The organism is Streptomyces sp. NPDC012935, assembly GCF_042900345.1.
Classification (GTDB): domain Bacteria; phylum Actinomycetota; class Actinomycetes; order Streptomycetales; family Streptomycetaceae; genus Streptomyces.
Map to the genome: position 1 here is coordinate 414,354 of NZ_JBIBBC010000004.1, position 23,187 is coordinate 437,540.

Consider the following 23,187-nt stretch of genomic DNA (forward strand, 5'->3'; position numbering starts at 1 on the left):
ACCAAGGACGCCCATGCCCAGACGGCTCCACCTCAACGCCTTCCTCATGAACACCGGCCACCACGAGGCCTCCTGGCGCCTCCCCGAGAGCGACCCCTACGCCCACGTGGACCTGGCCCACTACGTCAACCTGGCCCGCGTCGCCGAACGCGGCACCTTCGACTCGCTCTTCCTCGCCGACGGCCCCCAGCTGTGGAACAACCTCGCCCAGCGCCCCGCCGGCGCTCTGGAGCCGCTCACGCTGCTCACCGCGCTGGCGACGGCCACCGAGCACATCGGGCTCATCGCCACCGCCTCCACCTCCTACAACTCGCCCTACAACCTGGCCCGCAAGTTCGCCTCCCTCGACATCGTCAGCGGCGGCAGGGCGGGCTGGAACATCGTCACCACCGCCGGTGCCGAGGCCGCCCGGAACTTCGGCCTGGACGCCGAGCCCGCGCACGCCGAGCGGTACGCCCGCGCCGCCGAGTTCCTGGACGTCGCCCTGAAGCTCTGGGACAGCTGGGAGGACGACGCGATAGTCGCCGACAAGGCGGCCGGCGTGTGGGGCGACGACGCCAAGATCCATCCGCCCCGGCACAAGGGGACGTACTTCAGTGTCGAGGGCGCCCTCAATGTGCCGCGCTCGCCGCAGGGCTACCCGCTGCTCGTGCAGGCCGGGTCGAGCGAGGACGGCAAGGGCTTCGCCGCCCGCTACGCGGAGGCGGTGTTCACCGCGCAGCAGACGATCGAGGACGCGCGGGCCTTCTACTCCGACCTCAAGGCACGTACGGCGGCGGCCGGCCGCGACCCCGAGCACATCAAGGTGCTGCCCGGCATCGTTCCGGTGATCGGCTCGACTCAGGCCGAGGCCCGGGTGGCCGAGCGGATCCTGGAGGACCACATCGTGCACACGCACGGGGTGGGCCGGCTGGAGAGCCTGCTGCAACTGCCGTCCGGCGCACTGGAGCTGGACTCCGAGCTCCCCGCCGATCTGCCGCCCGAGGACGCCATCGAGGGCGCCAAGAGCCGCTACACGCTCGTCGTCGAGCTGGCCCGGCGCGAGCGGCTCACCGTGCGGCAACTGATCGGACGGCTCGGCGGCGGCCGTGGGCACCTCACGTTCGCCGGTACGCCCGAGCAGGTCGCCGACGCCATCGAGACCTGGTTCACGCAGGGCGCCGCCGACGGCTTCAACATCATGCCGCCGGTCCTGCCATCCGGCCTCGACGCCTTCGTCGACCACGTCGTCCCGATCCTGCGCGCCCGCGGTCTGCTCCGCACGGAGTACGGCCCGCGCCGGACCCTGCGCGAGCGCTACGGCCTCCCGCGCCCCGCCAACCAGTACGTCGGCGCCCCCGCGACCGTCACCCCGTCCCTCGTCTGAAAGGACCGCACATGTCCATCGAGATCCAGAAGGTCACCGCCCACATCGGCGCCCGCGTCCTGGGCGTGGACGTCTCCCGGCCCCTCGGTCAGGAGACGGTCGCCGCCCTGCGTGAGGCCCTCACCGCCCACAAGGCGCTCGTCTTCGACGACGTGAACCTCGACGACGAGACCCAGCAGGCCTTCGTCCGCCACTTCGGCGACGTCACCACCGCCCACCCGACGGTCGCCTCCGTCGCCGGCACCCCGAACGTCCTGCCCGTCGACAGCGAGCGCGGCCGTGCCGCCAACCACTGGCACACGGACGTCACCTTCGTCCTCAACCCGCCGCAGGCCACCACCCTGCGCAGCATCACGATCCCGCCGTACGGCGGCGAGACCCTGATCGCCAGCTCGGCGGCCGCCTACCGGCAGCTGCCCGAGCCGCTGCGGCAGCTGGCCGACACCCTGTGGGCGGAGCACACCAACGACTACGACTACGCCGTGCCCGACGAGGACGTCGACGACCAGCAGGCCGCCCAGCGAGCCGAGTTCACGTCGATCAAGTACCGCACGGCCCATCCGGTCGTCCGCGTCCATCCGCTGTCGGGTGAGCGCGGCCTGTTCATCGGCGGGTTCGCACAGCGGATCGTGGGCCTCTCGCCGGGCGAGTCCCGCAGGATCCTTGACCTGCTCCAGGCGTACGTCACCCGGCCGGAGAACATCCTTCGCCACCGCTGGTCGGAGAACCAGCTGGTCGTCTTCGACAACCGCATCACCCAGCACTACGCCGTCGACAACTACGACGGGCTGCCGCGCCGCCTGCACCGGGTGACCGTGGCCGGTGACGTGCCGGTCGGCATCGAGGGCAAGGAGAGCTACTCGATCGAGGGGGACGCGTCGCACTACACGCCGGTCGCTGCGTAGTCGGCACGTCACAGCCGGTGCGGCAAGTGTCCGCATAGTGGGCAACCTCTCCTCGTCAGCGGAGAGGCTGCCCAGACTGTTGGCGTTTTTGCCCATCTTCTGCATTGGACGAGCCGCGCCCATGCCCAACAGCACCACGGAGACGCCCCCCAAGGCGGATGACGTCTCCCCCGGACTGAATCACGGCCTCAAGCAGCGCCACCTGTCGATGATCGCCCTCGGCGGTGTCATCGGCGCGGGCCTGTTCGTCGGGTCCGGCGCCGGTATCGCCGCCGCCGGCCCCTCGATCGTCATCGCGTACGTCATCTCCGGCCTCCTCGTGATGCTGGTGATGCGGATGCTCGGCGAGATGTCGGCCGCCTACCCCTCTTCCGGCTCCTTCTCCGCGCACGCCGAGCGGGCGATCGGCCCTTGGGCCGGCTTCACGGCCGGCTGGTCGTTCTGGGTGCTGCTCTGCACGGCCGTCGGCCTGGAGGGCATCGGCGCCGCGAAGATCGTCACGACCTGGCTTCCGCACACCCCGGAGTGGGCCTGGGTGGCTCTCTTCATGGTCGTCTTCTGTGGTGCGAACCTCGCCGCGGTGAAGAACTTCGGCGAGTTCGAGTTCTGGTTCGCGGCGCTGAAGGTCGGCGCGATCGCGCTGTTCCTGGTGCTGGGCGGTCTGGCGATCGCGGGCGTCCTGCCGGGCACGGACGCGCCGGGCACCGCGCACCTCACCGGTGAGGGCGGATTCCTCCCGAACGGCACCGAGGGTCTGATCATCGGCCTATTGGCGTCGGTCTTCGCCTACGGCGGCATGGAGACGGTCACCATCGCCGCGGCCGAGTCGGAGAACCCGGTCAGCGGCGTCGCCAGCGCGGTCCGCACGGCGATGTGGCGCATTGCCCTCTTTTACATCGGCTCCATGGCGGTCGTCGTCACCCTCGTCCCCTGGGACTCCCAGGCGGTCGTCGAGAAGGGCCCGTACGTCGCCACCCTCGACCACCTCGGTATCCCCGGCGCAGGCCAGCTGATGAACGTCGTGGTGCTGGTCGCCCTGCTGAGCGCCATGAACGCCAACATCTACGGCTCCTCGCGCATCGCGTACTCGCTCGTCCAGCGCGGGCAGGGACCGAAGACCCTGGGCCGGGTGTCGGGCGGCGTCCCGCGCATCGCCGTCCTCGCGTCCTCGGTGTTCGGCTTCGTGTGCGTGGTGCTGAGCTACTGGCGGCCGGACGACGTCTTCCCGTGGCTGCTGAACATGATCGGCGCGGTCATCCTGGTCGTCTGGATCTTCATCGCCGTCTCCCAGCTGCGGCTGCGCAGCAGGCTCGAGCGCGAGGCGCCGGAGAAGCTGGTCGTGCGGATGTGGGCGTTCCCGGTCCTGACCTGGGTCGCGCTGGCCGGCATGGCGGCCATCTTCGTCCTCATGGCCCGGGAGCCGGACACGCGCGTGCAGCTGTACTCGACCGGCGGTATGACGCTGTTCCTCGCGGTCGTCGGGTACGCGTGGCAGAAGGTGCGCGCCAAGGGCTGACGCATACCGGACGGCAGTCCGACGAGAGTCCGACGGCAGTCCTTTGACATCAAGGCCCCCGTGTCATCCACACGGGGGCCTTTTGCTGTTAGTTTGTTATTGCAAGTTACTCGCAACAAGACGTCCTGCCTCGTGATCGTCTTCTCACCCTTCACGTACGGCAGGCGGAATGAAGGAGGCCCCCGCGAGGACCTGACTCGCGGGGGCTTCTCATGCCCGGGGGCCGGGCAGGCGTCAGGGCTAGGGCTTGCGGCCCAGTCCGCCGTGCTGGCCGATCGGCCGGGGCTCGTCGTCAGCGGGCTCCGGGTGCCAGAGCGGGACAGATACGATCCCGGGCTCCACCAGCTCCAGGCCCTCGAAGTACGCGGCGATCTGGTCGACCGGACGCAGGAAGTACGGGACGGCGCCGGTCTCGTTGTAGGCGTCCTGGGCCTGCTCGTAGGCCGGGTCGGTGCCCCGGGAGCCCTCGTTGAGGGAGAGGTAGCTGCCGGAGGGCAGGCCCGCCAGGAGGCCGCGGACGATGCCGCGGGCCTGGTCGTAGTCGGTGACGTGGCCGAGGATGCCGCTGAGGATCAGCGCCGTGGGGCGCGAGAGGTCGAGGGTGCGGGACGCCGCCTCGAGGATCTTCTCCGGCTCGTACAGGCTCAGGTCCTCGTACGCCGTCACACCCTCGGGCGTCGAGGTGAGCAGGGCGCGGGCGTGAGCCAGGACCAGCGGGTCGTTGTCGACGTAGACGATCTTCGACTCGGGGGCGAGGCCCTGGGCGACCTCGTGGGTGTTGTCGACGGTGGGCAGGCCCGTGCCGACGTCGAGGAACTGACGTATACCTGCCTCCCTGACCAGGTACCGGATGCTGCGGCCCAGGAAGGCGCGGCTGCTGCGGGCGATGGTGACGATGCCGGGGTACACGGCGGTGTAGGCGTCGCCGGCCGCCTCGTCCACGGGGTAGTTGTCCTTGCCGCCCAGCCAGTAGTTCCAGATCCTGGCCGAGTGCGGTACCGAGGTGTCGATCTCCGTCATGGGCACATGGTCCTACGGGACATCCGGCTCGCACGGCACATTGAGGGAGAGAAGTGCCGCAGAACCGTCGGTTTTCATGTGGAGTTCGCTGATCGCCACGTTGCGCAACCTGGGGAACACCCTGCGGTACTCCCCGGTCGGGATCGACAGCAGGGTGCACAGCACCAGCCGGAACAGGGTGTTGTGGGCGACGACGAGGAGACGTTCGCCGGGGTGGGCTGCGGAGATCCGGCGCAGGGCGGCGGCACCGCGCTCGGCGGCGGCGACGGGGTCCTCGGCATCCGGGAACGGGTGGGCCACCGGGTCGGTGCGGAAGGCCTCCGCCGCCTCGGGATCCTCGGCCGCGAACTGAGCGAGCGTACGGCCCTCCAGCACGCCGAAGTCGCATTCGCGCAGGCCGGGTTCGCGGCGCGGGGTGATGCCGAGGGCCCGGCAGGCGGGGTCGGCTGTGACCACGGCGCGGGACAGGGGCGAGGTCCAGATCGCGTCGACCGGGTGGGCTGCGGCCCAGCGGCCGAGGGCCTCGGCCTGGGCGCGCCCCGTCTCGGTGAGGGGCACGTCGCTGATCCCGGCGTAGCGGTTCTCGGCATGCCAGACCGTCTGCCCGTGCCGGGCCAGCAGCAGCGTCGTACTCGTACCCAGGTCCATGCCGATGCCTGTTCCCTTACCTCTGTCCTTGCCCTTGCCCGTGCTCATGAAGCCGAAGTATCCGCGTCCAGGCGCGCGAGTGCGTGCGCCGCGACCGGCGGCGGGAGCCAGCCTCGGGCGGTCAGTTCCTCGACGAGACGCGCGTACGGCCCGGCGAAGCGGGCGGTGCGGTCGGGACGGGGCTCGACGGTCCTGCCGATGCGGACCATGCCCTCCGCGGCCTGAGCCAGACAGGGTGCCGCGCCCGCTCCGTAGGCCGCCAACGCGGCCATCCCCAGGGCCGGTTCCGTCTGCTGCGGTACGCGGGCCGGGCGGCCCAGGATGTCGGCGCGCAGCTGGTTCCAGTACGGACTGCGGGCGGCGCCGCCCGTGAAGGTGAGGGGGCCGTCGAGGGGGGCGCCGAGGTGGTGCAGATAGTCCAGGCACAGGCGTTCCGTGAAGGCGACGCCCTGCAGGAGCGCGGCCCACAGGTCGGCGTCCGACTCCGGTTCGCCCAGGACGAGCGCGGAGGCCTTCGGGGCCAGGAACGGGAACCGCTCGCCGGGCGACACCAGGGGGTAGGTGATCGCGCCGGACGGCTCGTAGGAGGCGGCCAGCGTGTCCATGGCCGCCGGGTCGGCGCCCGCGAACGCCGCGGTGAGCACGCCCGCGCCCACGCTGGAGGCCCCGCCGGGCAGCCAGCTCCCGTCCGGTGCACGGTGGTTGTAGACCACGCCGGTGGGGTCCCGGACCAGGGTCGGGGAGGCGCCCTTGAGGACCAGCGTGGTGCCGAGCACGGAGTTCCAGGAGCCGGGGCGCAGGGCGGCGGAGGCGATCTGGGCCGCGCAGCCGTCGGTCATCCCCGCGATGACGGGGGTTCCGGCGGGGATGCCGGTGGCGTCGGCGGCGGTCGGGGAGACCTCGCCGAGGCGGGTGCCGGGGCGTACGACGTCCGGGATCACCGCGTCGGGCAGTCCCAGCCGGGGCAGCATGGCCGGCCAGGCGTCGCGCTCCAGGTCGTAGCCGGTCTTCAGGGCGTGGCTGGAGTCGGCCGGGGGCAGTTCGCCGGTGAGGAGGGAGACGACCAGGTCGGGCTGATGGGTGACGCGCCCCTGCCCGTACGTCTCGGTCAGCCACAGCGCCTTCGGCAGGGCCCAGGTGTCCTGCACCGCGAGCCCCGCCATCCGCGCCCGCGCTCCCTGAACCGTCGCCCGCCCGTCGTCGTACATCAGCGCGGGGCTCGTCGGCCGCCCCGCCCCGTCCGTCAGCAGCACGGTCCCGGACGTCCCGCACACCGCGAGCCCGCCGATCCGCACTCCCCGCAGGGAACCGAGCGCGGCCCGGGAGGCGGTACACACCGCGTCCCACCACTCGCCCGGATCCTGCTCGTGCCGCACCCCGTCCCGCCGCCCGCCGAGGGGCGCCGAGCCGCTGCCGAGCACGGCGCCGTCCCCGGTCACCAGCAGGACCCGGACGCTCTGGGTGCCGAGGTCGATCCCGAGCCATGTGTCGTCCTGATCGTGCGTCATACGGGGCTGTTCATGCGCCATACCGGACCTCCCGCACATCTCGATCCGTGAACTTCACACTCTGCCCTGAGATTTTCCCTTGCGCGAGGGATTGACGCTCAACTTCCGCCGTTCCACCCTCTGTTAACGAGTCGACTCGCCGTGTTAACCACCAGCACCCGGATGGCCCAACCCCACGTGGAGGTCACGGATGGACATGCACGTGCACGACCGCCGGCGCTTCCTCGCCCTGGCCGCCGCGGCCGCAGCGACCCCGCTGCTCGCGGCCTGCGGGGCCGGGTTCGGCGGTGACGACAGCAAGAGCGACGGCTCGGCGGCGGACGACGTCACCGGCTCCTTCGACTGGAAGCGGGAGAAGGGCACGACCGTCAAGGCGCTGCTCAACAAGCACCCGTACACCGACGCGCTCATCGCGGACCTGAAGTCGTTCACCGAGCAGACCGGCATCAAGGTCGAGTACGACGTCTTCCCCGAGGACAACTACTTCGACAAGCTCACCGTCGACCTGTCCAGCGGCCGGGCCTCGTACGACGTCTTCATGCTCGGGGCGTACATGGTCTGGCAGTACGGGCCGCCCGGCTGGCTGGAGGACCTCGGCCCCTGGATGCGCAACTCCGCGGCGACCGGCGCCGAATGGGACCAGGCCGACTTCTTCCCGAACCTCCTCCAGGCCGACCAGTGGTCCCTGAAGGCGGGCGCGCCGCTCGGGCAGGGCGGGCAGTACGCGCTGCCGTGGGGCTGGGAGACCAACGTCGTCGCCTACAACACGGACGTCTTCAAGAAACTCGGCCTCAAGCCCGCCGAGACCTTCGACGAGCTGCGCGAGATCGCCGGGACGATCAAGCGGAAGGCACCGGGCGCGGGCTTCGACGGCATGTACGGGATCGCCGTACGCGGGTCCCGGAGCTGGGCCACCATCCACCCCGGCTTCATGACGATGTACGCCCGCAACGGCCTCAAGGACTTCACGGTCGAGGGCGGGAAGCTCACACCGGCCATGAACAGTCCCGAGGCCGTCGCCTTCACCGAGGACTGGGCCGGCATGGTCAAGCAGGGCGGGCCGCCCTCCTGGACGTCGTACACCTGGTACCAGTGCTCCAGCGACCTCGGTGCGAAGAAGGCCGGGATGCTGTTCGACGCGGACACGGCCGCCTACTTCCAGGCGGTCGAGGGGGCGAGCCCGGCCTCCGGGAAGATCGCCTTCCACCCCGGTCCGAAGGGACCGGACGGGTCGCTGGCCACCAACATGTGGATCTGGTCGCTCGGCATGAACGCCAAGAGCAAGAAGAAGAGCGCCAGTTGGCTGTTCCTGCAGTGGGCGACGGGCAAGGAGCACCTGCGCAAGAGCGCGATCACGCACAACCACATCGACCCGGTGCGCAAGTCGATCGCCGACGACAGCGCCTACAAGGACAAGATGCGGCACCTGCCGGGATTCATCGAGACCTTCGAGACCGTAGTCGACCAGACGAAGATCCAGTTCACCCCGCAGGCACAGTTCTTCGACGCGACCACCAGCTGGGCCGCCGCCCTCCAGGAGATCTACGGCGGCCAGGGCGCCAAGGGTGTCCTCGACGGGCTGGCGGGCGATCTCGCCGACAAGGTGGGCTAGCCGATGGGATGGCGGCTCGCCCTGCGCCCGTACGTCCTGATCGTCCCCGCCCTGCTGCTGACCTGCGGAATCCTCTACCCCTTCGGGCTCGGCCTCTACTACACCCTGTTCGACTTCTCGGCGAGCAAGCCCCAGCCGGACATGGTGCGGTTCGAGAACTACGAGACCGTCTTCACGCAGGAGGCCTTCTGGAACTCGGCGTGGGTGACGGTGCTGTACGCGGTGGGGGCCGCCGCCGTCGAGACGGTCCTCGGAGTCACCGTCGCCCTGCTGCTGCACCGGTCGTCGATGGTCGGAAGAGTGCTGGAGAAGATCCTCATCCTGCCGCTGATGATCGCGCCGGTGATCGCGGCGATCATCTGGAAGCTGATGCTCCAGCCGTCGGTGGGGGTGATCAACTACATGCTGAGACCCTTCGGGCTCGGCGGAGTCCAGTGGACGGACACGCCGACCGGCGCGCTGCTTTCGTCGATCGCCGTGGACGTCTGGGTCTACACCCCGTTCGTGGCGATCCTCGCCCTGGCCGGCCTGCGCTCACTGCCGACCTCTCCCTTCGAGGCGGCGGCGGTCGACGGGGCGGGCTGGTGGTACACCTTCCGGCGGCTGACGCTGCCGATGCTGTGGCCGTACGTCCTGGTGGCGGTGATCTTCCGGTTCATGGACTCGCTGAAGGTGTTCGACATCATCTACGCCCTCACGGAGGGCGGACCGGGCGACTCGACCGTCGTGCTCCAGATCCGGGCCTATCTGGAGGCGATCCGCTTCCAGCGGTACTCGTTCGGGATCAGCTACACGATCGTGCTGTGGGCCGTGGTGTATCTCGCCGCGATGGTGCTGGTGAAGCACCTGGGGAAGATCCAGCGGAAGGCGGCGGAGGTGGCCGCGAAATGAAACGTACGGACCGAGTGACGCGGCAGAAGCGCCTGTTGGGCTGGGCGGCCGACGCCGCGCTCATCCTCTACTTCGTCTTCGCGCTGTTCCCCATCGCCTGGATGGTGATCCTCTCCCTCAAGCCGGCCAACCAGCTCTTCTCCACCTACTTCTCCTTCTCCCCCACCCTCGACGGCTACCGCACGGTCCTCGGCGACAGCGAGGGCATCCCGTTCGTGCGGTTCTTCGTCAACAGCCTGGTGGTGTCGGTGGGAGCGGTCGTGCTGTCGCTCCTGGTCGGGCTGCCGGCCGCGTACGCCTCTGCACGCTGGCGTTTCAAGGGCTCCGAGAACCTGATGTTCACGCTGCTGTCGTTCCGGTTCGCTCCCGAACTCACCGTGATCATCCCGCTGTTCGTGCTGTACCAGAAGCTCGGCCTGTTCGACACGTACGTCGGCATGGTGTGGGTGCTCCAGCTGGTCACGCTGCCGCTGATCGTGTGGATCATGCGGTCGTACTTCGCCGACCTCACGCCCGAACTGGAGCAGGCGGCACTGCTGGACGGCTACACACGCAAGCAGGCGTTCGTGAAGGTGGCGCTCCCGCTGGTGAAGCCGGGCGTGGCAGCCGTGTCCCTCCTCGCCTTCATCTTCGCGTGGAACAATTTCGTCTTCCCGCTGATCCTGACCTCCAACGAGGCGCAGACCGTGACCGTGGGCGCGCTGTCCTTCCTGGGCGGGGACCGTCCCAAGTACAACCTCACGGCCGCCGCCGCGCTCGTCTCCGTCGTACCGCCGCTGCTGCTGGCCCTCACCATCCAGCGGTATCTGGTGCGGGGGCTGTCGTTCGGGGCGGTGAAGTCATGATCCGCCTCAGGGAGATCCACAAGACCTACGGCAAGGTCACCGCGCTGGACGGGCTGGAACTGGACGTACACGAGGGCGAGTTCTTCTGCCTGCTCGGCCCGTCCGGCGCCGGCAAGACCACCACCCTGAAGACCGTCGCCGGGCTGGAGACGCCCGACGCCGGCACCGTCGAACTCGACGGCAAGGACATGGGCGGCGTCGAGCCCTACGACCGTGGCGTGGCGATGTGCTTCGAGAGCTACGCCCTCTACCCGCACAAGTCGGCCTACGACAATCTCGCCTCGCCGCTCCGCTCCCCCCGGCACCGCCTCCCCGCAGCGCAGGCCCGGGAACGGATCGGCGAGGTGGCCGAACTCCTGGGCATTTCGGCCCTGTTGGACCGTCCGGTCGGCCAACTCTCCAACGGTCAGCGGCAGCGCGTCGCCCTCGGCCGGGTCCTGGTCCGCCCGGCCCGGGCCTTCCTCCTCGACGAGCCGCTGTCCCACCTCGACGCCAAGCTGCGCCAGCAGATGCGGGCCGAGCTGAAGGCGATCGGGGCGGTGCGGCGCACGACCACCCTCTACGTCACCCACGACTCCGTCGAGGCACTGGCGCTCGGCGACCGGATCGGGGTCATCCGGGGCGGGCGGATCGTGCAGACGGGGACGCGGGAGGAGATCTGGTACCGGCCCCACGACACCGAGGTCGCCCGCGCCTTCGGGCGGCCCCGCATCAATCTGCTGCCGGGAGCCCTCGCGCCCGACGGGAGCTTCCGCTCGGCGGACGGCAAGGTCGAGCTGCCGATGCGGGCCGACGCCGCCCCCGGCACCGAGGTGCTGGTCGGCGTGCGTCCACGGGACATCGAGCTGAACGGCCGGGGACACGAGCTCACCGGCACCGTCTACGTCACCGAGGTGCTCGGCCGGTCCGTGGAGGTCACCGTCCGGCTCGGCGAGCAGCACGTGTCGCTGGTCGCCCCGCGCGGCGACGCGGCCGGCCTTCGACCCGACGATCCGGCCCGGCTGTCGGTCCGGCCTGAGAACCTGCTGCTGTTCGAGGCCGACCGGCCGGAGCGTCCAGGACGACGGATCGAGACCCGATGAGCAGCAACCACAGCAGCGGTCAGCAGGGCCCCGCGGCCCGCCAGGCCGCCATGGCCGAGCAGGTCCTCGCCGACGGCTCGGCGACCGCCGCCGAGCTGGCCGAGCGCTTCGGCGTGAGCCTGATGACGATCCACCGGGACCTCGACGAGCTCGAACGGCAGGGAATCGTAAGGAAGTCGAGGGGCGGGGTGACCGCGCAGCCGTCCGGTGTCTTCGAGTCCAACGTCCAGTACCGGCTGAAGACCATGCGCGCGCAGAAGGCCGCCGTGGCCGACCGTGCGCTGAAGCTGATCGAGCCCGGCATGGCGATCATGCTGGACGACTCCACGTCCACCCTGGAGATAGCCCGCAGGCTGCGCCTCGGGGAGGTCACCCCACTCACGGTCGTCACCAACTTCCTGGAGGCCATCAACCTCCTCTCCGACCAGCGCGGCATCCACCTCATGGCCCTCGGCGGCGACTACGACCCGCTGCACTCCTCCTTCCTCGGCGTCTCCTGCGTCGAGGCCATCGAGCAGCTGCGCGTGGACGTGTGCTTCGCGTCGACGTCGGCCGTGCGCGGGGGCTACGCCTACCACCAGGAGCAGCACATCGTGTCGGTGAAGCGGGCCATGCTCGACGCGGCCGCCCGCAACATCCTGCTGATCGACCACACCAAGCTCGCCCGCGTCGCCCTGCACCGGGTGGTCCCCCTCTCCCGCTTCGACCTGCTCCTCGTGGACGACGGGGCGTCGGCGGAGGCACTGCGGGACCTGGACGAGCACAAGGTCCGTTACGAGGTATGCGCGACGAAGGGCAGCGATGACCGAGCTGGAGCTACGTGATCTGCGCAAGACCTACCTCGCACGGGGCCGCCCGGCGGTGGACGCCGTACGCGGCATCGACCTCGCCCTGCGCTCCGGGGAACTGCTCGGCCTCCTGGGCCCGTCGGGCTGCGGCAAGTCCACCACCCTGCGCATGATCGCCGGGCTGGAGACGGTGACCGGCGGGGACATCCTGGTGGGCGGGGCGTCCGTGACCGCGCGACCGGCCCAGCAGCGCAACATCGGGGTCGCGTTCGAGAACTACGCCCTCTACCCACCGCTGACGGTGGCGGAGAATCTCGCGTTCGGCCTGAGGGCACGCAGACGTGGCGACCGGGTGGTCCGGGCCGACGTCGACCGCAAGGTCAAGGAGATCGCCGAACGCGTCGACCTGACCGCCATCCTCGACGCCCACCCCGCCGCCCTGTCCAGCGGCCAGAAGCAACGCGTGTCCCTGGCCAGGGCCCTGATCCGCGAACCGGACGTCCTCCTCCTCGACGAGCCCCTGTCCCACCTCGACGCCGCCCAGCGCGACACGACCCGCCGCGAACTCAAGCGCATCCAGCGCGACCTGGGCCATACGACCATCCTGGTCACCCACGACCAGGAGGAGGCCCTGTCCCTGGCCGACCGCATCGCCGTGATGAAGGACGGCGTCATCCAGCAGCTCGGCACCCCGTACGAGATCTACGACAGCCCCGCCAACGTCTTCGTCGCGGACTTCGTCGGCGAGCCCGCGATCAACCTGCTCCCCGGCATCGCGGACACCGACGCCCACGCCCGGCTCTCCGACACGGTTCGGATCGCGCTGCCGGTACCGCTGCCGGAGGGCCGCAAGGTAGTGGTCGGCATCCGCCCCGAGGACCTGACCCTGACCGGCGAGGACGACGGCGGCCTGCCCGCCCGCGTCGTGGCCCACGAACCGCTCCTGGAGTCGGGCATCGCGACACTCACCCTCGACGGCGTCGACAACCCCCTGGTCGTCCTCACCGACCCCGAGGTCCGCCTCGCCCACGACGACCTCGTCCACGTCACCGCCGACCCTCACCTCACCCATGTCTTCGACGCCGAGACAGGAGACTCCCTCCAATGACCAACGGGAACAGCGTGCGTGTGGTGGCCGCGGGCGACCACTTCATCCTGCCGTCGCTCATCAGAGAGGCGGTGGAGCACGAGGCAGAGCGGGCGGACGTGAAGGAACTGAAGCTCGGCTGGCCGCTGGACCCCTTCGGCCCCGTGGCGGAGGTGACGGAGGCGAGCGACGCCGAGGACGAGCTGATCGAGGCGCTCGCCGGTGCGCAGGTGCTGGTCACCCAGATGGGCCCGGTCACGGAACGCGTCCTCGACGCCTGCCCCGACCTCCGTCTGGTCGTCGTCTGCCGGGGCGGCCCGGTGAACGTCAACCTGGACGCGGCCAAGCGGCACGACGTCCGGGTCTGCTACGCGCCCGGCCGCAACGCCGCCGCCACCGCCGAGTTCACGGTCGGCCTGATGCTGGCGGCCCTGCGCCGCATCCCGCAGGCCCACGACCTCCTTGCCCGGCAGGGCAGTTGGGAGGGGGCGACCTACTACACGTACGAGCACAGCGGCCTGGAACTGGAGGACCTGCCGGTCGGCCTGGTCGGCTACGGGGCCGTGGGCAGCAGGGTCGCGCGGGTGCTGGGCGCGTTCGGTGCGCGGGTCATGGTCCACGACCCCTACGTCCACGGCGAGATCCACGGCCTGCGGGTCGCGTCCCTGGACGAACTCCTGCGCGCCTCCCGGGTGATCACCCTCCACGCCCGCCTCACCACCGAGACCCGAGGCCTGATCGGCGCCCGAGAACTCGCCCTGCTCCCGCGGGGCGCGGCGGTCGTCAACGCGGCCCGCGGCCCGCTCCTGGACGAGGACGCCCTGTGCGACGCACTGGAGAACGGCCACTTGTCGGCGGCGGCCCTGGACACGTACGCCCAGGAGCCGTTGCCCCCGGCCTCCCGCCTGCACGCCCTGGCCGACCGCGTCGTCCTGACCCCCCACCTGGGCGGCGCGTCCCGCGCGGTCGCGGAGAAGGCGGCCCGGATCGCCGCCGGTGAGGTGGGCCGCTGGATGCGCGGGGAGCCACTCGCGCACTGCCTGACCTGAGGTGAGGTCCGCCCGGAAGCCCGGCCCCGGGTGCGAGCCCACCACCTTCCACTGGGCCGACGACACCGGCTGAGGCGCCCCGAAGGCGACCGAACCAAACATTCGGCACGCCAGCTGCAAAAGGCACTGCACGGCCGACCGAGCCAAAGAGGTGGGTTGGAATGTACGTCGGTATCGATGTAGGCACGTCCACGGTGAAGGCCGCCGCGTTCGACGCGGAGGGACGCCAACTGGCCGTCGCCGCACGCCCGGTGGACCTCGCCCTGCACGGGGGGTTCGTCGAGCAGGACATGGAGGAGGTGTACGGGGCGGTGGTGGCCGTCCTCCGCGAGGTCACCGGACAGGTGCCGGAGCAGATCGAGCTGGCCGGCCTGACCGGCCAAGGCGACGGCGTATGGCTGGTGGACGCGGACGGACGCCCCGTGCGCCCCGCCGCCTCCTGGATGGACGGCCGGGCGCACGAACTGGTCGACCGCTGGCTGGTGGACGGCACGTTCGAGACGGTGTTCCGGCGGACGGGCGGCGCGATGTTCCCGGGGTCCCCGGGGCCGCTGCTGGCCTGGCTGGACAGCCACGAGCCGAAGGCCCTGGATGCCGCGGCCACCGCCGTGTACTGCAAGGACATGGTGTTCCAACGGCTGACGGGAACAGACCCGACGACGGACGTGTCGGACGCCTCCATGCCCTTCCTCGACCCCCGCACCCGGACCTACGACAACCGAGTGCTCGAACTCCTCGGTCTGACCCACCGCCGAGGACTCCTCGCCCCCGTCAGCGACCCGGTCGCCACCGCGCAGACCCGCGGCGAGGGCCTCCCGCCCGGGACCCGGATCGCGAACGGCCCGTACGACCTCCCGGCCTGCGCGCTCGGCGCGGGCGTGACGTCCCCCGGCGACGGTCTGCTCATCGTCGGCACCTGTCTGGCCGCCCTGGTCGCGACCACCGACCTCGACCTGACCGGTGAGCCGGCCGGCCTGTTCATCAACACCGACCGTCCGGGGTACTGGCTGCGCGCGATGCCCGCGATGGTCGGTACGGCGGCGCTGGACTGGGTGCTGTCGACGACGGGCGTCCGGCACGAGGAGGTCGACGGGCTGCTGGCAGAGACCCCGCCGGGGGCGCACGGGGTGCGGGTGCTGCCGTACTTCGCGCCCTCGGGCGAGCGTGCGCCCTTCGTCGAGCCTCGTCTGCGCGCCGAACTGACCGGCGTCTCCCTGGAGTCGACCCGCGTCGACCTGGTCCGGGCGACCTGCGAGGGCATCGGCTATGCGGCCCGGCACTGTCTGGAGGCGGCGGGTCTCACGGGGACGCTGGCCGTGTGCGGCGGCGGCACGCGCAGCCCGGCCTGGATGCGGCTGCTCGCCGATGTCCTCGGGCGTCCGCTGCGGGTCGTCGAGGGCGAGGTGGGCGCGCGGGGCGCGGTGCTGGCGGCGGCCGAGCGGTACGGGGTGGCGCTGGACGCTCAGGCGTGGACGCGGCCGACGGCGGTCGTCGAGCCGGACGCAGAGCGTGCGGCGTACTACGCGAGGGCGTACGAGGACCATCTGGCCCGCCTGACCGAGGCGCGCGACCGGGCACGACGCATCTGAGAAGCCGTATGAGGAAAGGGAGTTGCATGCATCCGAGACGTAGATCCCTGCTGCTCGCGGCCGCCGGCGGCACGGTGGCCGCGGCCGTACCCGCACCGGCGACCGCCGACCCCCGCTCTTCTGCGCGCCCGGTCGTCATCGGCCACCGCGGCGCGGCCGGCTGGCGCCCCGAACACACGGCGGCCTCGTACACGTACGCCGTGCAGACCGGCGCCGACTGGATCGAACCGGACCTCGTCCCGACGAAGGACCACGTCCTGGTCGTCCGGCACGAGAACGAGATCTCGCAGACGACGGACGTGGCGTCGCACCCGGAGTTCGCGGACCGCCGTACGGCGAAGACGGTGGACGGGCGGTCGGTGACCGGCTGGTTCACGGAGGACTTCACGCTTGCGGAGCTGAAGACGCTGCGGGCGGTGGAGCGGCTGCCGCTGGTCCGCAACCGCAACACCGTGTTCGACGGCCGGGAGGAGGTCCTCACCTTCCAGGAGGTGGTGGACCTGGCGCGCAGGCTGTCGAAGGCGCACGGGCGTACGATCGCCGTCTTCCCGGAGACCAAGCATCCGACGTACTTCCGCTCGATCGGCCTGCCCCTGGAGCCGAGGCTCGCTTACGTCATCCGTCGCAACCGCCTCGGTCCTCGCGAGTGTGTGGTGCAGTCCTTCGAGCCGACGAGTCTGAAGCGGATCGCGGCGGAGCGGCTGCGGGTGCCGCTGTGGCAGGCGCTGGGGACCACGGGTGGGCCGTACGACCTGGTCTCGGCCGGTGATCCGACGACGTACAAGGACATGATGAGCCCGGCGGGGCTGGCGCGGATCGGCGAGTACGCGCAGTGGATCGGGCCGGACAAGTCGTCGGTCGCCGGTACGTCGCTCGTCGCGGACGCGCATGCGGCGGGGCTGCGGATCGGGCCGTACACCTTCCGCGCGGAGAACCAGTTCCTGCCGGCGGACTTCCGGCGCGGGAGCGGAGCGAACGATTTCGGGGACGCGTTCGCCGAGTACGCGCTGTACTACGGGCTGGGGGTCGACGCGGTGGTGACCGACTTCCCCGATCTGGCGGTGATGGCGAGGAGGGGTTGATGATGACCCGCACACTGGACTGCCCGACCTGCGGCACCATGCAGATCTTCCGGTTCCTCGACAAGGAGGAAAAGGCGGCGGTACGGGAGAAGGAGGGGCCGGGCTTCTTCCTGGACAACCTGTGGCGGTGCACCGGCACGGGCTGTCTGACGTACTACCCGCAGTTCAACAAAGCCGGCTACGGCCGTCTCCCCGAGAAGTTCCTCGCGGAGGGGACCGCAGCCGGTGAGTGAGCCTTACAGGTTGCTGAAGTCCGGCCCCTTCGTCCGCGTCCGCTTGATCTCGTAGAAGCCCGGCACGGAGGCCACGGCGAGGGTGCCGTCCCACAGCTTCGCGGCGTCCTCGCCCTGGGGGGCCGGGGTGACGACCGGGCCGAAGAAGGCGATCTGCTCGCCGTCGGCGCCCGGGACGGCGATGACGGGGGTGCCGACCTCCTGGCCGACCTTGTCGATGCCCTCCTTGTGGGAGGCGCGCAGCTGCGGCTCGTACTCGGTGCCGTCCCAGTGGTCCATGAGGGAGTCCGGCAGGCCGACGTCCTTCAGGGCGGCGGCGACCGTCTCCTTGCCGGGGCCCTCGCCCTGGTTGTGGATGCGGGTGCCGAGGGCGGTGTAGAGGTCGCCGAGCACCTCGGCGCCGTGCAGCTCCTGCGCGGCGATGACGACCCGGACCGGGCCCCACGCCTTGGTCTCCAGGAGGTCGCGGTACTCCTCGGGCAGGTCGTCGAGCTTGTCCTCGTTGAGGACGGCGAGGCTCATCAGGTGCCAGCGGACCTCGATGTCACGGACCTTCTCCACCTCCAGCACCCAGCGCGAGGTCATCCAGGCCCAGGGGCACAGGGGGTCGAACCAGAAGTCGACGGGGGTCTTGTCCGACATGTCTCTCCTCATGAGGCAAGCGTGTCTCCGCGGAACGTCTGGAGGAACGCCGCTGCTCGCCCCGCCATTCCCCGGTGCCGTGGACCAGGGGCGCATGGCAGGATCAGGGCTGTCCGCATACTGAACACCACCTGAGGGAGTGCCGCTCGTGCCCGGTGAGAATCTGTCCCGTGACGAGGCCCGGGAGCGGGCCGCCCTGCTGGCCGTCGACGGGTACGACGTGTTCCTCGACGTGCGTTCGGCCCTCGACGAGGGGGACCCCGACGGCGGGGCGCCGCGCACTTTCCGCTCGGTCACCACGATCCGCTTCCGGTGCGCCGAGCCCGGCGCCACCAGCTTCGCCGATCTGATCGCGCCGAGCGTGACGGCCGTCTCCCTCAATGGCAGGGACCTGGACCCGAGCGAGGTGTTCGACGGCTCGCGGATCGTCCTGGAGGACCTCGCCGCGGACAACGAGCTCGTCGTCGACGCGCAGTGCGCCTACTCCCGCACCGGTGAGGGCATGCACCGCTTCGTCGACCCGGAGGACGGCGAGGTCTACCTGTACACGCAGTACGAGCCGGCCGACTCCCGCCGTGTGTTCGCGAACTTCGAGCAGCCGGACCTCAAGGCGCCGTTCCGCTTCGAGGTGCGGGCGCCCGAGGGCTGGACGGTGTGGAGCAACGGGGCCGGTGAACTCACCGACGGCACCTGGCGGTTCGCGGAGACGAAGCCGATCTCGACGTACATCACGTGTGTGGTGGCCGGCCCGTACCACTACGTCACGGACTCGTACTCCCGCACGTTCGCCGACGGCACGACGCTCCACATCCCGCTCGGTGCGATGTGCCGCAAGGGCCTCGCCCCGTACTTCGACGCCGACGACGTCTTCCTGGTCACCAAGCAGGGCCTGGACTTCTTCCACGACCATTTCGACTACCCGTACCCCTTCGGGAAGTACGACCAGGCGTTCGTGCCCGAGTACAACCTCGGCGCGATGGAGAACCCGGGGATGGTGACCTTCCGGGAGGAGTTCATCTTCCGCGGCAAGGTGACGCGGGCGTCGTACGAGGGCCGGGCGAACGTCATCCTGCACGAGATGGCGCACATGTGGTTCGGCGACCTGGTCACCATGGAGTGGTGGGACGACCTGTGGCTGAAGGAGTCCTTCGCGGACTTCATGGGCACGTTCGCGAACGTCGGCGCGACCCGCTTCAAGGATGCCTGGATCACCTTCGCCAACCGTCGCAAGGCGTGGGCGTACCGCGCCGACCAGCTTCCCTCCACGCACCCGATCACCGCGGACATCCGCGATCTGCAGGACGCGAAGCTCAACTTCGACGGCATCACGTACGCGAAGGGGGCTTCCGTACTGAAGCAGCTCGTCGCGTACGTCGGCCAGGACGCCTTCCTGGAGGGTGCGCGGCGCTACTTCAAGCGGCACGCGTACGGCAACACGCGGCTCGGTGATCTGCTGTCGGTGCTGGAGGAGACGAGCGGCCGGGACATGGGCGTCTGGGCGCGCTCCTGGCTGCAGACTGCGGGCGTGAACTCGCTGACCCCGCAGGTGCTGTTGGACGCCGAGGGCCGGATCGACGAGCTGGCGGTGGTGCAGGAGGCGGCCGAGTCGCACCCCGAACTGCGCCCGCACCGGGTGGCGGTGGGCCTGTACCGGCGGGGCTCGGGCGGTGCGCTGGAGCGGTACGCGCAGGCCGAGGTGGACGTCGACGGTCCGCGTACGGTCGTGTCGGAGCTTGCGGGTGCCGAGGCGCCGGAGCTGGTGCTGGTCAACGACGACGACCTGACGTACTGCAAGACCCGCTTCGACGAGACGTCCCTGGCCGCCCTGCGGGAGCACCTGGGCGCACTGACCGACCCGCTCGCCCGTGCCCTGTGCTGGTCGGCGCTGTGGAACATGACGCGCGACGCGCTGCTGCCGGCGCGGGACTTCGTGGATCTGGTGCTGCGTTTCGCGGGGCGCGAGTCGGACATCGGCGTGCTGCAGATGCTGCATGCGTGGGCGAACTCGTCGCTGGTCAACTACGTGACGCCCGAGTGGCGCCCGACCGGCGAACGGCTGCTGGCCGAGGCCGCGTTGCGGGAGCTGCGGGCCGCCGCGCCGGGCAGCGAGCAACAGTTGGCGTGGGCGCGGTTCCTCGCGTCGGTGGCGTCGGGGCCGGAGGACCTGGGGCTGCTGCGGGGTCTGCTGGAGGGCGCGGAGAAGATCGAGGGGCTGGATGTCGACCAGGAGCTGCGCTGGGCGTTCCTGGAGCCGCTGGCCGCACATGGAGCGGCCGACGAGTCGGTGCTGGCTGCCGAACTGGCCCGCGACGACACGGCGTCCGGCAGGCGCCACCAGGTCCGCTGTCTCGCCGCCCGGCCGTCTCAGGCGGTGAAGGCGCAGGCGTGGGCGCAGGTCGTCGAGTCCGACGCGCTGTCCAACGCCCTGGTCGAGGCGACCATCTCCGGCTTCGCTCAGCCGTCCCAGCGGGAGCTGATCGCGCCGTACGCCGAGAAGTACTTCGCGGCGATCGAGCGGGTGTGGGCCGAGCGGTCCATCCAGATCGGCATGGACGTGGTCCGGGGCCTGTTCCCGGCGCTCCAGCAGTCGCAGGCCACGCTCGACGCGACCGACGCGTGGCTCGCGGCCCACGAGGACGCGGCGCCGGCGCTGCGGCGGCTGGTGCTGGAGGCGCGGGACGATCTGGCGCGGGGGCTGCGGGGTCAGGCGTGTGACGCGGAGGCCGCCGACGCGTCAATCGCCGGATGACCTTTGGCCAACGATCACGGCCGTCCGTGACCGTTACGGAATTCAGGCAATAGCAGCCGTAACCCCTGGTCCCACCCGAACGGACCAGGGGTTTTCCGTGCCTACTCGGCATCCGAACACGCGTCCTTTAGTGCCATGTTGTCCGTATTTGTCGACGGGCGTGTAACAGCGGTTAAAGGGCCGATCCGACGCGGGAACCTCCGGGTCATGAACCACAACACCCCGCTCCCCCCGCTCTCCCCCCGCCCCCTTCGTCACCTCTCCGCTGTGCACCGCCGTGTCATGACGGCCGCACAGCTGAAGTCGCACGGCGTCGCGAACGCCGACATGAACGAGCAGTGCCGCGCGGGCGGCCCCTGGCGGCAGATCCTCCCCGGCGTCTTCCTGCTCCACCCGGGCCCGCCGACCAGCGAGGAGCGTCTGCACGCGGTGCTGATGTACGCGGCACGGGAGCGGACGCCGGGCGTGCCGTCCCAGCCGGACGCGGGCGAGGAGCACGCCGCCCCCGGCTACCCCGAGGCGGTGATCACGGGCCTGGCGGCGCTGACCCTGCACGGCTTCTCCGCCACGCCGCCGCTCACCGCGCTCGACACCATCGACGTCCTGGTCCCGCGGATGCGCCGGCTGCGCTCCACGGGCTGCGCCCGCATCCTGCGCACCCCCGCGCTCCCCACGCCTCAGCAGGTGACGGGCCTCCCGGTCGCCCCGGTGCCGCGGGCCCTGGCCGACGCGGTGGCCGAACTGACGGACGCGGGCGCCGTACGCCGGCTGCTGACCGAAGCCGTCCGGGGCGGCCACTGCGAACCGGCCTCAGTGGTGAGGGAGTTGAACCAGGCGAAGCTGCTGTCCCGCCCGCACGTGGTGGACGCGGTGGACTCCCTGCTCGCCGAGGGCCGCGCGATCGCGGAGGACCGCCTGTACGAGATGGTCCGCGACCACGCCCTGCCCGACCCCGTCTGGAACGTCGACCTGCGCCTGCCGGGCGGCCCCCACCTCGGCGGCCTCGACGCCTACTGGCCGGAACACTCGGTGGCGGTCGAACTCGACACCCGGGCCCCGCGCCAGGGCGACCGCCAGGACGACGACGCCCTCTGGTCCGAGTACGCCCGCAAGCGCGAGCATTTGGAGCGCCTCGGCATCACGGTCGTCCACATCACCCCGAAGAAGCTGCGGGAGTCGATGGAGCAGCAGGCGGCGGTGGTCCGTACGGCACTGATGGCGGCGGTGGACCGTGATCCGGCCGCGTATGTCGTGGTGCTGCCCCGGTAGTGACGGACCGGGAAGGCAGCACCAGGAGGGGAGAGGAGGGGCCGCGGGGCCGGGAAGCCCTGCGGCCCCTCCTCATGCCGTCAGCTGAGGTTGGGGCCGCGTGTCCCGGTGCGCCCGGCCGTCGTGCCCTCTCCCTCCTCCGTGCCCTTCCCGCAGAACTCGGCCTCGATCACGGCGGCCGTGTCCCCCGACCAGTCGCCGTTGAAGTTGAAGGCGAGGGCGTGGCGGCCGTCGCGGGTCGTGACCCCCTCGGATATCGAGCCATGGATGCCGCCGCCGTGGCCCCAGACAGTGACCCCGCAGGTCAGCTCGGTCTTCATCAGGCCGAGGCCGTAGCTGTTGGCCTCGTCGAGGGGGATCGTCGTGGTCATCTCGGCGAGCTGCTCGCGCGGCAGGAGCTTGCCGCGCAGGAGGGCCGAGTAGAAGCGGTTGAGGTCGGCCGAGTTGGAGATCATCTCGCCGGCCGCGTAGGCGAGGGACGGGTTGATCTTCGTGACGTCGTACGTCGGTCCCGTCGCCGTCTCCGCCAGCTTGGAGTAGGCGCGGCTGCTGGGTCCCGGGACGCTCACCCGGGTGCCGGGGACGGACGTGGCGGTCAGGTGCAGGGGCTTGACGATGCGGTCGCGGACCTCCGCGCCGTACGGGCGGCCCGTGGCCTTCTCGATCACCATGCCGGCGAGCACGAAGTTGGTGTTGGAGTAGTTCCAGGACGTCCCCGGCTCGAAGTCCGGCTTGTGGGTCATGGCGAGCGCGACCAGTTCCGCGGGCTTCTTGGTGTCGTAGCGGTGCTCGAAGAAGCCGTCCTTGAGGAAGTACGTACGGCCGAAGTCGTCGTCCGCCGTGTAGTTGTAGATGCCGCTGGTGTGGTTGAGAAGCTGACGCAGAGTGATCCGGCTGCCGTCGTGGCCGTTGCCCCGCACCAGCCCCGGCAGCCACTTCTCCACGGTGTCGTCCAGTGACAGCCGGCCCTCCGCCTCCAGTTGGAGCACCACCGTGGCGACGAAGGTCTTGGTGATGCTGCCCACCCGGTAGCGGTCGGCCGCCGAACGCGGCTTGCCCGTCCTGAGGTTGCCGACGCCCGCCGTCGCCGACCAGGTGCCGCGGGCGTCCTTCGCGGTCGCCGTCACGCCGGGCACACCGGCGTCGACGGCGGCCTGCATGGCCTTGCGGGTCCCGCCGTGCCCCTCTCCGGCGGGCGCAGCCGCCACCGCGGGGACCGCGAGGGCCACGGACAGCGTCACCGCCGTCGCCGCCACGAGGGCCATGCGGGTCGTACGTACGCTCATGTCTCTCCCCCATCTGTCCG

Annotated in this window: 20 protein-coding genes; 15 read left to right on the forward strand and 5 right to left on the reverse strand. The window is 70.7% G+C overall.

Annotated elements, in window-relative coordinates; genetic code table 11:
- The first annotated feature begins 13 nt into the window (after positions 1-13).
- From ACFY5C_RS13690 to ACFY5C_RS13700, 3 genes are all read left to right on the forward strand, one after another.
- Entirely contained in the window at positions 14-1,366 is a 1,353-nt protein-coding gene (locus tag ACFY5C_RS13690; RefSeq protein WP_389444007.1) for an LLM class flavin-dependent oxidoreductase, read from the forward strand.
- An 11-nt stretch (positions 1,367-1,377) separates the two neighbouring features.
- Complete coding sequence (locus ACFY5C_RS13695) at positions 1,378-2,271, forward strand: TauD/TfdA dioxygenase family protein (protein WP_389444009.1); 894 nt, start codon at positions 1,378-1,380, stop codon at positions 2,269-2,271.
- Positions 2,272-2,392: 121 nt separating this feature from the next.
- The gene (locus tag ACFY5C_RS13700; protein WP_389444011.1) at positions 2,393-3,787 is read left to right on the forward strand and encodes an amino acid permease; all 1,395 of its coding nucleotides are present in this window, start codon (positions 2,393-2,395) and stop codon (positions 3,785-3,787) included.
- Between the two features lie 240 nt (positions 3,788-4,027).
- Here the strand turns inward: ACFY5C_RS13700 and ACFY5C_RS13705 are convergent, their stop codons facing one another.
- From ACFY5C_RS13705 to ACFY5C_RS13715, 3 genes are read right to left on the reverse strand one after another with little or no spacing between them, the layout of a single operon-like run.
- A complete protein-coding gene (locus ACFY5C_RS13705; protein WP_389444013.1) occupies positions 4,028-4,807 on the reverse strand; it encodes an SAM-dependent methyltransferase in 780 nt (259 codons plus the stop codon).
- A 12-nt stretch (positions 4,808-4,819) separates the two neighbouring features.
- On the reverse strand, positions 4,820-5,455 hold the full coding sequence (locus ACFY5C_RS13710; protein WP_389444148.1) for a histidine phosphatase family protein: 636 nt from the start codon (positions 5,453-5,455) through the stop codon (positions 4,820-4,822).
- Between the two features lie 44 nt (positions 5,456-5,499).
- A complete protein-coding gene (locus ACFY5C_RS13715; RefSeq protein WP_389444015.1) occupies positions 5,500-6,963 on the reverse strand; it encodes an FGGY-family carbohydrate kinase in 1,464 nt (487 codons plus the stop codon).
- Positions 6,964-7,153: 190 nt separating this feature from the next.
- Between ACFY5C_RS13715 and ACFY5C_RS13720 the strand changes: the two genes are divergently transcribed.
- From ACFY5C_RS13720 to ACFY5C_RS13765, 10 genes are all read left to right on the forward strand, one after another.
- Positions 7,154-8,575, forward strand: a complete 1,422-nt coding sequence (locus ACFY5C_RS13720; protein WP_389444017.1) for an ABC transporter substrate-binding protein — start codon at positions 7,154-7,156, stop codon at positions 8,573-8,575.
- 3 nt (positions 8,576-8,578) lie between these two features.
- Positions 8,579-9,466, forward strand: coding sequence for a carbohydrate ABC transporter permease (locus ACFY5C_RS13725; RefSeq protein WP_389444019.1), 888 nt, complete (start codon positions 8,579-8,581; stop codon positions 9,464-9,466).
- The gene (locus ACFY5C_RS13730; RefSeq protein ID WP_389444021.1) at positions 9,463-10,311 is read left to right on the forward strand and encodes a carbohydrate ABC transporter permease; all 849 of its coding nucleotides are present in this window, start codon (positions 9,463-9,465) and stop codon (positions 10,309-10,311) included. Before ACFY5C_RS13725 ends, ACFY5C_RS13730 begins: the two co-directional genes overlap by 4 nt.
- Complete coding sequence (locus ACFY5C_RS13735) at positions 10,308-11,393, forward strand: ABC transporter ATP-binding protein (protein ID WP_389444023.1); 1,086 nt, start codon at positions 10,308-10,310, stop codon at positions 11,391-11,393. The genes ACFY5C_RS13730 and ACFY5C_RS13735 overlap by 4 nt, the downstream gene beginning before the upstream one ends.
- A complete protein-coding gene (locus ACFY5C_RS13740; RefSeq protein WP_383613325.1) occupies positions 11,390-12,217 on the forward strand; it encodes a DeoR/GlpR family DNA-binding transcription regulator in 828 nt (275 codons plus the stop codon). The genes ACFY5C_RS13735 and ACFY5C_RS13740 overlap by 4 nt, the downstream gene beginning before the upstream one ends.
- On the forward strand, positions 12,195-13,289 hold the full coding sequence (locus tag ACFY5C_RS13745; RefSeq protein WP_389444025.1) for an ABC transporter ATP-binding protein: 1,095 nt from the start codon (positions 12,195-12,197) through the stop codon (positions 13,287-13,289). The genes ACFY5C_RS13740 and ACFY5C_RS13745 overlap by 23 nt, the downstream gene beginning before the upstream one ends.
- A complete protein-coding gene (locus ACFY5C_RS13750; protein WP_389444027.1) occupies positions 13,286-14,317 on the forward strand; it encodes a 2-hydroxyacid dehydrogenase in 1,032 nt (343 codons plus the stop codon). Before ACFY5C_RS13745 ends, ACFY5C_RS13750 begins: the two co-directional genes overlap by 4 nt.
- Positions 14,318-14,478: 161 nt before the next feature.
- Positions 14,479-15,906: an FGGY family carbohydrate kinase gene (locus tag ACFY5C_RS13755; RefSeq protein ID WP_389444029.1), complete on the forward strand. Its 1,428-nt coding sequence runs from the start codon at positions 14,479-14,481 to the stop codon at positions 15,904-15,906.
- A 26-nt stretch (positions 15,907-15,932) separates the two neighbouring features.
- Positions 15,933-16,988 carry a glycerophosphodiester phosphodiesterase family protein gene (locus tag ACFY5C_RS13760; protein ID WP_389444031.1) on the forward strand — a complete coding sequence of 352 codons (1,056 nt, stop codon included), beginning with the start codon at positions 15,933-15,935 and terminating at the stop codon, positions 16,986-16,988.
- The gene (locus ACFY5C_RS13765; RefSeq protein WP_389444033.1) at positions 16,988-17,221 is read left to right on the forward strand and encodes a hypothetical protein; all 234 of its coding nucleotides are present in this window, start codon (positions 16,988-16,990) and stop codon (positions 17,219-17,221) included. The genes ACFY5C_RS13760 and ACFY5C_RS13765 overlap by 1 nt, the downstream gene beginning before the upstream one ends.
- Positions 17,222-17,224: 3 nt before the next feature.
- Here the strand turns inward: ACFY5C_RS13765 and ACFY5C_RS13770 are convergent, their stop codons facing one another.
- A complete protein-coding gene (locus tag ACFY5C_RS13770; RefSeq protein WP_389444035.1) occupies positions 17,225-17,863 on the reverse strand; it encodes a DsbA family protein in 639 nt (212 codons plus the stop codon).
- Positions 17,864-18,011: 148 nt separating this feature from the next.
- Here ACFY5C_RS13770 and pepN point away from each other — a divergent pair, with 148 nt between their 5' ends.
- Positions 18,012-20,612 carry an aminopeptidase N gene (gene pepN, locus ACFY5C_RS13775; protein ID WP_389444037.1) on the forward strand — a complete coding sequence of 867 codons (2,601 nt, stop codon included), beginning with the start codon at positions 18,012-18,014 and terminating at the stop codon, positions 20,610-20,612.
- 207 nt (positions 20,613-20,819) lie between these two features.
- Positions 20,820-21,881, forward strand: a complete 1,062-nt coding sequence (locus ACFY5C_RS13780; RefSeq protein ID WP_389444038.1) for a hypothetical protein — start codon at positions 20,820-20,822, stop codon at positions 21,879-21,881.
- Between the two features lie 80 nt (positions 21,882-21,961).
- Here the strand turns inward: ACFY5C_RS13780 and ACFY5C_RS13785 are convergent, their stop codons facing one another.
- Positions 21,962-23,167, reverse strand: coding sequence for a serine hydrolase domain-containing protein (locus tag ACFY5C_RS13785; protein WP_389444039.1), 1,206 nt, complete (start codon positions 23,165-23,167; stop codon positions 21,962-21,964).
- Between the last annotated feature and the right edge of the window lie 20 nt (positions 23,168-23,187).